The sequence below is a fragment of the Methylorubrum podarium genome (assembly GCF_022179745.1).
Lineage (GTDB): Bacteria > Pseudomonadota > Alphaproteobacteria > Rhizobiales > Beijerinckiaceae > Methylobacterium > Methylobacterium podarium.
The window spans coordinates 1-9665 of sequence record NZ_BPRD01000360.1 but is presented as its reverse complement, the minus strand read 5'-3'; the positions used below and the strand labels follow the sequence as shown (position 1 = coordinate 9665).

13 protein-coding genes are annotated in these 9665 nt (G+C 70.7%); 5 read left to right on the top strand and 8 right to left on the bottom strand.

The features are described from left to right. From MFF42_RS17665 to fliL, 3 genes are all read right to left on the bottom strand, one after another. Positions 1-464: DUF6468 domain-containing protein (locus MFF42_RS17665; protein WP_238256917.1), on the bottom strand; the 464-nt coding region annotated here is incomplete at its 3' end. Between the two features lie 14 nt (positions 465-478). Beyond that, the gene (fliM, locus tag MFF42_RS17660) at positions 479-1693 is read right to left on the bottom strand and encodes a flagellar motor switch protein FliM (protein WP_238256916.1); all 1215 of its coding nucleotides are present in this window, start codon (positions 1691-1693) and stop codon (positions 479-481) included. Between the two features lie 58 nt (positions 1694-1751). Continuing rightward, positions 1752-2273, bottom strand: coding sequence for a flagellar basal body-associated protein FliL (fliL, locus tag MFF42_RS17655; RefSeq protein ID WP_238256915.1), 522 nt, complete (start codon positions 2271-2273; stop codon positions 1752-1754). A 274-nt stretch (positions 2274-2547) separates the two neighbouring features. Between fliL and flgF the strand changes: the two genes are divergently transcribed. Genes flgF through flgH form a run of 4 tightly spaced genes read left to right on the top strand, consistent with a single transcriptional unit; the run spans position 2548 to position 5984 of the window. Beyond that, positions 2548-3288 (top strand): flagellar basal-body rod protein FlgF, encoded by a 741-nt coding sequence (gene flgF, locus MFF42_RS17650; protein ID WP_238256914.1) that lies wholly within the window; start codon positions 2548-2550, stop codon positions 3286-3288. Positions 3289-3308: 20 nt separating this feature from the next. Continuing rightward, the gene (gene flgG, locus MFF42_RS17645; protein WP_238256913.1) at positions 3309-4100 is read left to right on the top strand and encodes a flagellar basal-body rod protein FlgG; all 792 of its coding nucleotides are present in this window, start codon (positions 3309-3311) and stop codon (positions 4098-4100) included. Between the two features lie 11 nt (positions 4101-4111). Further along, a complete protein-coding gene (gene flgA, locus MFF42_RS17640; RefSeq protein ID WP_238256912.1) occupies positions 4112-5161 on the top strand; it encodes a flagellar basal body P-ring formation chaperone FlgA in 1050 nt (349 codons plus the stop codon). 52 nt (positions 5162-5213) lie between these two features. Beyond that, positions 5214-5984: a flagellar basal body L-ring protein FlgH gene (gene flgH / locus MFF42_RS17635; protein WP_238256911.1), complete on the top strand. Its 771-nt coding sequence runs from the start codon at positions 5214-5216 to the stop codon at positions 5982-5984. Positions 5985-6002: 18 nt separating this feature from the next. On the opposite strand, the gene MFF42_RS17630 is transcribed toward flgH, so the two are convergent. The 5 genes from MFF42_RS17630 to MFF42_RS17610 form a co-directional block, all read right to left on the bottom strand. Then, on the bottom strand, positions 6003-6179 hold the full coding sequence (locus MFF42_RS17630) for a hypothetical protein (protein WP_238256910.1): 177 nt from the start codon (positions 6177-6179) through the stop codon (positions 6003-6005). Between the two features lie 232 nt (positions 6180-6411). After that, a complete protein-coding gene (locus tag MFF42_RS17625) occupies positions 6412-6702 on the bottom strand; it encodes a hypothetical protein (protein ID WP_238256909.1) in 291 nt (96 codons plus the stop codon). A gap of 271 nt (positions 6703-6973) precedes the next feature. Next, a complete protein-coding gene (locus MFF42_RS17620) occupies positions 6974-7453 on the bottom strand; it encodes a hypothetical protein (protein ID WP_238256908.1) in 480 nt (159 codons plus the stop codon). Further along, positions 7443-7802, bottom strand: a complete 360-nt coding sequence (locus MFF42_RS17615) for a rod-binding protein (RefSeq protein ID WP_238256907.1) — start codon at positions 7800-7802, stop codon at positions 7443-7445. The genes MFF42_RS17620 and MFF42_RS17615 overlap by 11 nt, the downstream gene beginning before the upstream one ends. A gap of 23 nt (positions 7803-7825) precedes the next feature. Continuing rightward, positions 7826-8956 carry a flagellar basal body P-ring protein FlgI gene (locus MFF42_RS17610; RefSeq protein WP_238256906.1) on the bottom strand — a complete coding sequence of 377 codons (1131 nt, stop codon included), beginning with the start codon at positions 8954-8956 and terminating at the stop codon, positions 7826-7828. 254 nt (positions 8957-9210) lie between these two features. Here MFF42_RS17610 and MFF42_RS17605 point away from each other — a divergent pair. After that, the coding region (locus MFF42_RS17605; protein WP_283206890.1) for a flagellar assembly protein FliX at positions 9211-9665 on the top strand (455 nt) is incomplete at its 3' end.

Here is a 9665-nt window from a genome sequence, read left to right as displayed (position 1 = left end):
AGCGCCTGGGCGGCGGCGAGGGCCGCGCCGACGCGCTCGCCGTTGCCGCCGGTGGGGGTGGTCTCGACCGCGACCGGGCGCGGCCCGGCGGGCGGACCGGCGGACGACGCGGCGGGTGCGGCCACGGTGGCGGTCCGCGCCTGACCGACGATGGCCGCGATGCGGCTGATGACGCTCTCACCCGCCTGGACGTGGGCGACGAGGTCCGTGCTGGTGCGATCGGCGGCGGCGAGGCGTTCGGTGAGCGTCCGGTCGCACTCGTCGAGGGTCGCCCGCAGGCCCGCGATGGCCCGCTCGGCGGTCGCGCTCGCCACCACGAGGTCGCCGATGGTGGAGCGCAGGGCCGTCTCGTCCGCCTTGAGCCGGCTGATGCGCCGCGACAGCTTCACCGAGGAGACGATGGTGGCGACAAGCAGCACGGCGACGAGGACATCCGCGGCCATCGAGACGAAGAAGGTCATCATAGTCTGCCCGCCGCTCAGCCGTCGTTTCGGTTCTGCATGGAGATTTCGTAGGCCTGTAGCGTCGTGCGCGACTGCCGCAGGGGCCGGGCGACCTGCACCGCGATGGCGTCGTCGATCCGGCCGATCCTCCCTTGGGTCAGCGCCCAGTCGCCGCAGCGCACGGTGATCAGGTCGGAGGGCTTGCGGTCGAACATCAGGGTGTCGCCGACCTTGAGGTTGAGAACCTTCTTCAGCGGCAGCGTCACCTCGTGCAGCACCGCCTCCATCTCCACGTCCGCCTGCCAGATCTCGGTGGCGAGGTGGCTTTCCCAGACCTGATCGCGCCCGAGCCGCTCGCCCATGAAGCTCTGCATGAGCAGGTCGCGGATCGGCTCGATCGTCGCGTAGGGGAACAGGATCTGCATCCCGCCGCCGCGCCCGTCCATGTCGAGCTTGAGCGTGATCAGGATGGCGGCGTTGCCGGGCCGGGTGATGGTGGCGAAGCGCGGGTTGGTCTCGATGCGGTCGATGCCGAACCGCACCGGCGAGAGCGGTTGGAACGAGAGTTCGAGGTCGGTGAGGATGATCTCGACGAGGCGGCGCACGAGGCTCATCTCGATCGTGGTGAAGGGCCGCCCGTCGAGCCGGCTCGACGAGCCGCCGCGCTTGCCCCCGAGCAAGAGGTCCATGGTCGAGTAGGCCAGCGTCTGCTCGACGGTGACGAGGCCGGAGCCCTCCCAGGAATCCGCCTTGAACACGCCGAGCAGGGTCGGGAGCGGGATCGCGTTGAGATAGTCGCCGAAGCGGACGGAGGTGATGTTGTCGAGGGTCACCTCGACGTTGTCCTGGAAGAAGTTGCGAAGGCTGGTCGACAGCAACCGGATCATCCGGTCGAAGACGATTTCCAGCATCGGCAGGCGTTCGTACTGGACGACGCCCGAATCGACGATGGCGCGCACGCCCCCCGCGCCGGAGGCGGAGAGCTCGCGCAGCGAGAAGCCGAGGACGCCGTCGATCTCGTCCTGGTTCAGGATGCGGTCGTTGCCGGCGAGTTCGGGGAGATTCTCGGTCTCCCCGTCCTCGATCATCGTCGCCCATTCGGCGGCGACGTCGCCCGCGCTCTTGGTCGTGCCCTGCTCGGCGAGCGCCGCGCCCCATTCCTCGGCCAGCGACGCGTCGCCGCCCTCGGCGCCCTGCTCGGCGAAGGCGGCCGCCCAATCGTCGTCCAGCTCGTCCTCGGGGCCGGTCATGCCTGTCGCGCGCTCGCGTCTGTCTTCAGCGTTCGGGGTCGGAGGGAAGCGGGGCCGGTCACTGGACGATCACGTCCTTGAACAGCACCGCCTCGGCCTTGGCCGGATGCAGCGCGATGTTGACCCGCCGCAGCAGCTCCTCGCGCAGGCGGTACAGGCCGGTCGAGCCGGCCAGATCGCTCGCCCGGATCTCGCGCAGATAGGTCTGGAAGGCGTCCTCCACCCGCGGCATCAGCGGCTTGACGGTGGCCTCGACCTTGGCGTCCTTCAGTTCCAGCGCGACGCGCAGCTTGAGCACGTTGGCCTTGGTCGCACCCGGATCGGGGCTGAGGTTGACCATCATGTCGCGCATGTCGAGGAACACGGCCTGCGCCTTCGGGTCGGCCTTCTCGGCCGCGTGCTCGCCGTGGGCGTCGGCATGCGCCGCCCGGCCCTTCATGAAGAAAAACCCGCCCCCGCCGCCGCCGAGCAGCAGCACCGCGGCGGCGGCGATGATGATGAGCTTCTTCTTGGACTTCGGCGCTTCCGCCGAGCCCTCTTCGCCCTCGGCCGCGGGCGCCTTCTTCGGCTTCTTGGCCATGTGATGCTCGTCGGCAGACCGGATCGGGACGATGGGGCGGGGCCCGCGCGCGAGGCGCAATCCCCTGTCCTCCCTTGTCTGCCGACGTGGTTAACCCACGGTTAAGCCGGCAGAACTTGCCGGGTCGGACTTGCCGCCGGTCCGGGGCCGACCGGTGCCCCGGCACAGGGGGAATCGCACCAAGTCACTGTCCATTAAGGTAAAAACGAGCGGGCCTGACTTGGCACGGCCCCTGCGGTGGAGGGAGCGAACCCGTCGCCATCCGAGGCACCCCATGCAGAACGCGCTCTTCGTCGGAGTCTCCGCTCAGGCCGCGCTCGCCCGCGAACTCGACGTCATCGCCAACAACATGGCGAACGTCTCCACCACCGGCTTCAAGGCGCGCTCCGCCCGCTTCCAGGAATACCTGATGCCGGTGGCCTCCGCCGACAGCTTCCAGCGGACCGACCGGCGCCTCTCCTACGTCATCGACCAGGGCACGCCCCTCGACCTCTCGCAGGGTCCGGTCGAGCCCGACGGCAACCCGATGCACGTGGCCCTGCGCGGCGACGCCTTCCTCGCGGTCCAGACGCCGCAAGGCCCGCGCTTCACCCGCAACGGCGCCTTCGAGCTCGACGCGCAGGGCAACCTCGTGACCTCGGACGGCTACGCGGTGCAGGGCGACGGCGGCCCGATCACCATCGGCCAGCAGGAGACGGGCCTCGCCATCGCGCCGGACGGCACGGTCTCGACCAATCTCGGCATCCGCGGCCGGCTGCGCCTCGTCACCTTCGCCAACCCGCAGGCGCTCAAGTCGGAGGGGGCCAACCTGTTCTCGTCCGACACGCCCGCGCGGCCCGCCGGTCCCGGCGCGCATCTCGAGCCCGGCGCGCTGGAGCGCTCCAACGTGAAGCCGGTGGTCGAGATGACCCGGCTGATGGACGTGAACCGCACCTACACGATGGTCTCGAGCGTGATCTCGCGCCTCGACGACCTGCGCGGCACGGCGATCCGCCGCCTCGCCGACGTCGCCTAACGCCCTGAAGGAACACCCCGATGCGCGCCCTCTACGCCGCCGCCACGGGCATGGCGGCCCAGGAACTCAACGTCCAGGTCATCTCGAACAACATCGCGAACCTGCGCACCACCGGCTACAAGCGCCAGCAGGTGCATTTCCAGGATCTGCTCTATCAGAACCTGCGCCGCTCCGGCTCCTCGACCTCGGACCAGAACACGATCCTGCCGGCCGGCCTCGCCCTCGGCTCGGGCGTGAAGACCACTTCGACGGCCCGCGCCATGACCCAGGGGCCGCTGGCGCAGACGGACAAGGACTACGACGTCGCGATCCGCGGCGAGGGCTTCTTCCGCGTGCGCCTGCCCGACGGGCGCACCGCCTACAGCCGCGACGGTTCGTTCGACCTCGACGCGCAGGGTCAGCTGGTGACCCGCGACGGCTACCTGCTCGATCCCGGCGTGACGGTGCCCAACACCGCGACCTCGGTGACGATCTCGGCCACCGGCGCGGTGCAGGCGACCCTGCCGGGCCAGACCGCGCCGCAGGCGCTCGGCCAGTTCCAGCTCGCCCGCTTCGTCAACAAGGTCGGCCTCGAATCGATCGGCGACAACCTGTTCGTGGAGACCGCGGCGTCCGGCCCCGCCATCACCGGCCTGCCGGGCTCGGAAGGCTTCGGCAACCTGCAGCAGAACTACCTCGAAGAGGCCAACGTCAACGCGGTCACCGAGATCTCGTCGCTGATCGCGGCGCAGCGCGCCTACGAGATGAACTCGAAGGTCGTCACCGCCGCCGACCAGATGCTCTCCACCACCTCGCAGATGTTCCGCGGCTGAGGATCCGACCCGTGAAGCACGCCCTCAGGCCGATCCGCCGCCCCGCCGCCCTCGCCGTCACGCCCCTGTCCCGCGGCGTGATCGGCCGGACCCTCGTGGCGCTCGTCGCCTTCATGGCGATGACCCTCTTCGCCCTGCCGCTGATGGCCGCCGGCAACCCGCTGCGGCTGCGCGGCGACGTGACCGCGCGGGGCGACACCCTGAGCCTCGGCGACCTCGTCGAGGGGGCGCCGGCCGAGCTGGCCGCCCGCCCGCTGTTCCGCGCCCCGGCGCTCGGCGCGATCGGCACGATCCAGGCCCGCCGCATCATCGAATCGGTCGCCGCCCTCGGCCTCAGCGGGATCGAGACCGGCGGCCGCGTGCAGGTCACGGTGCAGCGCGCCGCCCGCCGGGTCGGGCCGCCGGAGATCGAGGCGGCCCTGAAGCGCGCGCTCGAGACCGGTTACGGCCTCGACGCGAAGGCACTGTCGGTGCGGCTCGACGGCGACGCGCCGGTGCTGCTCGCCCCGCTCGACCTCGACGGGCAGGCGGCGGCCGTCGATGTCACCTACGATCCCCGCACCCGCCGGGTCGCCGGCCTGATCGTGCTCGGCGAGCGGCAGGCGTCGCTCCGCGTCGGCGGCGTCGCGGTCGAGACCCGCGAGGTGGCGGTGCTGACCCGCAGCCTCGCCCGCGGCGAGGCGATCGCCAGCGCCGACCTCTCCCTTGAGCGCCGCCCGCGCGACGCCGTGCCCGCCGACATGCAGGGCGCGCCGAGCCTGGTCGCGGGCCAGGTGGCGCAGCGCCCCTTGAGCGCCGGTTCGATCCTGCGCTCGGGCGACGTGGCGCCGCCCGAACTGGTCTCCCGCGGCGAGAGCGTGGCCATCGTGTTCGAGACGCCCGGCGTGTCGCTCTCGATGCGTGGCGTCGCCAACGAGAGCGGCCGGCTCGGCGCCAGCGTCTCGGTGACGAACGGCGCCTCGAAGAAGGTGCTTCAGGCCGTGGTGGTCGGCCCCGGCCGCGTCTCGGTCAGCCCCGCGCCGCAGCCCCAGCCCGTGCTCCAGGCCAGCGCGGCCCCGTAGGCCGCTCGGAATTCCCTCGCCCTTCCCGTCTCGCCAGCGCCGGACCCCTCCGATGACCGCTCGCCGCTCCTTCCACCCCCTCCTCCGGCCCCTGCCACGCCTCGCCGTGATCCTGGCGCTCGCGCCGCTCGGGGCCTGCAACACCGTGGACCGGCTCTCGCAGGTCGGCGCGACGCCGACGCTCTCGGCGATCGAGGACCCGACCGCCCAGCCCGGCTACCGGCCGGTGCGGATGGCGATGCCGGACGTCGCGCCCGTCTCCTACGCGCCGAACTCCCTGTGGCGCACGGGCTCGCGGGCCTTCTTCAAGGATCAGCGCGCCGCGCGGATCGGCGACCTGCTGACCGTCAAGGTCAACGTGACGGACAAGGCCAACCTCAACAACGAGACCAAGCGCTCGCGCACCAACGCGGAAGGCTTCGGCCTGCCCAACGCCTTCGGTCTGGAGAAGAGCGCGGGGGTGGCCGCCGCCGGCATCTCCGCCGACAAGCTCCTCAACGGTACCTCGACCTCGTCGAGCGACGGGGCGGGCTCGGTTCAGCGCGCCGAGACGGTGACCACCAACGTCGCCGCCGTAGTCACGCAGGTGCTGCCCAACGGCAACCTCGTGGTGGAGGGCAAGCAGGAGATCCGCATCAACTTCGAGGTACGCGAGCTCGTCGTCGCCGGCGTGGTCCGGCCCGAGGACATCGAGTCGGACAACACCATCGACTCGACCAAGATCGCGCAAGCGCGCATCGCCTACGGCGGCCGCGGCCAGATCACCGACGTGCAGCAGCCCCGCTACGGCCAGCAGCTCGTCGACATCCTGCTGCCGTTCTGATCGGAGGAAGCCGCGCCCTCAATGCTCGGTGCCGGGCCGGTTCGGGCGCGGCGCGTCCCCGTGGTGCTCGGTGAAGGCGGAGCGCTGCGGATCGCGCTTCGACTGCGCCACCCGGCCCCGCTGCCAGACGGCGAAGCCCGCGACGAGGACGATGGTCACGATCGCGAGCAACGGGATGAGCACGTCGTTCGACATGGCCATTTCCTCCGATGATTGTGTTCGGGGGCAAGTGGCGTGCGAAAGGAAAGTTCCGAATAGTCAAGTCATCGTCGGAGAGCGTAGAAGCCCTGGGATATCAGCTCGTAGGGCTTCGCCGCATTGAAATAAGACTGAAGTCCTCGCCGTTCGCAGCGTGGCCGATGTCGGGTCTGTGGATGTCCCGCACTTCGCCGATTTCCCCGATACGGTCATCGATGCCCTAACCCCGTCATTCCGGGGCTCGCCGCAGGCGAGAACCCGGAATCCACCCGAGATGCCGAGAGTCCTGACGAGCGGGCGTGCCCAGTCGTGGATTCCGGGTTCCGCTACGCGGCCCCGGAATGACGGCGGTGGTGATGACGGGAATGCCCTTCTCCGCGAAGGCCGTGCCCAGCCGGCTCGCCAGCGCATCGGAGCGCGCCTTCAGTCGCTCATCGAAGGATCGGGTGGCGTCGGCGACCGCCTCTTGCGCCGTCTTGAGGCGGTCGAGGGCCGCCTGCTCGGTCTCGGAGCGTTTCACGATCGCTGTCGCGGGCGGGAGGTCGCGATGTGTCGGAGCGGCCTGCGGCTGGCCGCCCTGGTCGCAGCGGCGGGGTCGAGCGCGGTGGTCGGCGGACTTGCCAGTCCTCCCGCCCGGCTAGCCGTGACGACGGACGTCAACGCTCCTCCCGCGGGTTCAACCGTGCGGCCGGGAAGCGTCGCGGATCGTCACGGCCCGGTGCGCGCTGCAACCATAAGATCGGTGTCTCGTTGCCGAACCGTCAACGGAGGTCGGATCGGTCGCGCCGTCGTCAGAGGTTGCGCGACAGAACCAGCGGTCCGCCCTGCGCGCCCCGGCCGTAGGGCGAGGGCGAGACGGAGGGCCGTCCGTAGACGGAGGGCGTGCGCGTCTTGGCGACTTCCTCGGCGAGCGCCTTCACCAGCCCCTCGGAGACGGCGCGGGCGGTGGCGAGCACCTGCTGGTTGGTCTCGACCACGGCGGCGAAGCGGTGCTGGGCGGCCTTCAGCGCCTCGAGCCCCTCCGGCGCGAAGCGGGCGAGCGCGATGGCGTTGGCCTTGGCCGCTTCCAGGCCGTTCATGTAGGCCGAGGCGAGTTCCGATTTCGGCGTCGAGTCCGCCAGCGCCTGGGCGATGCGCCCGGCGCGCACGCCTTCGCTCTCGCGGGCGAGCACGCTCTCCAGCTCGCCCATGGTGGCGAGCAGGCTCTGCACGAAGCCGAGGGCGGCGGCGCGGTCGGTCAGGCGCAGGGGAAGGGTCGGATCAGCGGCCACCGCCCGCCTCCTGCATGCGCATCATCTCGGAATAGACCTGGTTGCTGATGCCGACGCCGCCGGTCTTCACGATGGCGTTGGCGTATTCCTTGGTCAGCATCGAGCGCCAGACGCCGCCGCCGGTGCCGTTCTCGCCGAGCGGGCCGTCCGTGCCGGCGCTCTGCGTCAGCTTCTCCAGGCTGTCCTCGAGGAACATCTTTTCGAAGTCGTCCGCGGTCTTGCGGGCTTTCGCCGAGGCGCCGGCCTTGGCGGTGTCCATCGTGTCGGTGTCGGTCTTGGCGAGCGAGCCGATCAGGCTCTTGCCGACGCCGACCGCGGCGGAGGCCGCGAAGGTTGCGAGGGGCAGCATGGTGCGGTCTCCCGAGAACAAAATTACATCAGCTCGATGTCGGCCTGAAGCGCGCCGGCCGTCTTGATTGCCTGAAGGATCGAGATCAGGTCGCGGGGGCCGACGCCGAGCGCGTTGAGGCCGTCGACCAGCTCGCGCAGGCTCACGCCCTCCTTCACCAGAGCGAGCTTGTTGCCGTCACCGGTATCGACCTTCACGCCGGTGCGCGGCACGATCGCGGTCTGGCCGTTCGAGAGCGGCGCCGGCTGGCTCACCATCGGCTGCTCGGTGATCGTGACCGTGAGGTTGCCCTGGGCGATGGCGACGGTGGAGACCCGCACGTCGCGGCCCATCACGATGATGCCGGAGCGCTCGTCCACCACCACCCGCGCGGTCTGGTCGGGCTCGACCTTGAGCTGCTCCACCTCGGTGATGAGGCGGATCATGTTGCCGCGGTACTTGGACGGGATCTGGAGCGTGATGGTCGCCGGGTCGGTCGGCTCGGCGGTGTCGGCGCCCATGAAGTCGTTGATCGCCGAGGCGATGCGCTTGGCCGTCGTGAAATCGGGGTTGCGCAGCGAGAGGCGAAGCGAGCGCGCCTCGTTGAGCTTGAACGCCATCTCGCGCTCGATCAGCGCGCCGTTGGAGATGCGCCCGTTGGTCGGCACGCCGCGGGTGATCTTGGCGGCTTCGCCCTCCGCCGAGAAACCGGCGATCGCCACCGAGCCCTGCGCCAGGGCGTAGATCTCGCCGTCGGCGCCGAGCAGAGAGGTCGCCACCAGGGTGCCGCCCTGGAGCGACTTGGCGTCGCCGAGCGAGGAGACCGTCACGTCGATATGCGTGCCCTGGGTGGCGAAGGGCGGGAGGTTCGCCGTCACCATCACCGCGGCGAGGTTCTGGGTGCGCATGGTCGCGCCCCGGGTGTTGATGCCGAGCCGCTCCAGCATCGCCTGCAGGGACTGCTTGGTGAAGGGGATGTTGTTGAGGGTGTCGCCGGTGCCGTTGAGGCCGACCACGATGCCGTAGCCGACGAGCTGGTTGGTGCGCACTCCCTCGACGGCGGCGAGATCCTTGACCCGCGACAGCGCATGGGCCGGGGCCGGCGGCAACAGGGCCGTCAGGCAGGCGAGCACCGCGACGAGACGGCGGGCGAAGGCGAAGCGAGGCAGGGGCATCGGAACTCGGTGACCGGTGACGGCGTCTTCACGCTGCACCCAACCTTGCCAGGGCTGTGCCAAAAGCTAAGTGACTGATATCAAATTGTTTTGCTTTGCAGGGCGCGGCGGAGGCCCCGCACGGGAGCGGCGCGTTTCCTGCCGCCCCGGCAGCTTCTGCCGGGTTGTTTACCGGCGCTTAACCGTACCGGACGATGTCTTGACCTGTGAGCGCGCGCCGTGCCGCGGCGCGCGCGAAAAGGTCCCGAACGATCATGCGCGTCGACACTCGCTTTGCCGCCGCCGCCGCGGGGGCGCTCAACGCCTCCCGCCGCGCCGCCGCGCCGGGCGCCTTCGCTCCCGCCGGGACGGAGGAAGCGCCCCGGGCGGCGACCGCGGGTACGAGCCAGACCGGCATGCTGACCGGTCTCGACGCGCTCCTCACGCTCCAGGGACAGGACGGGGCCGAGGCGCAGAAGGAGCGCCGCCGCCGCTCGGTGCAGCGCGGGCACGACCTGCTCGACGGCCTCGACCGGCTCAAGGCCGCCCTCGATGCGCTGGAGATCAGCGACGCGCGCTTTCCGATCCGGCCCGCGCCGGGCAAGGCGGTGGTGATGGTCTCGGGGCCGCCGCGCTACGTCACCCTCGTGGAGCAGACGCTCGCCGGGCTCGTCGCCGAGGAGCAGGCCCGGCCCAAGCCCGGCGCCGAGGCCGCCAAGGCGCCGCCGCC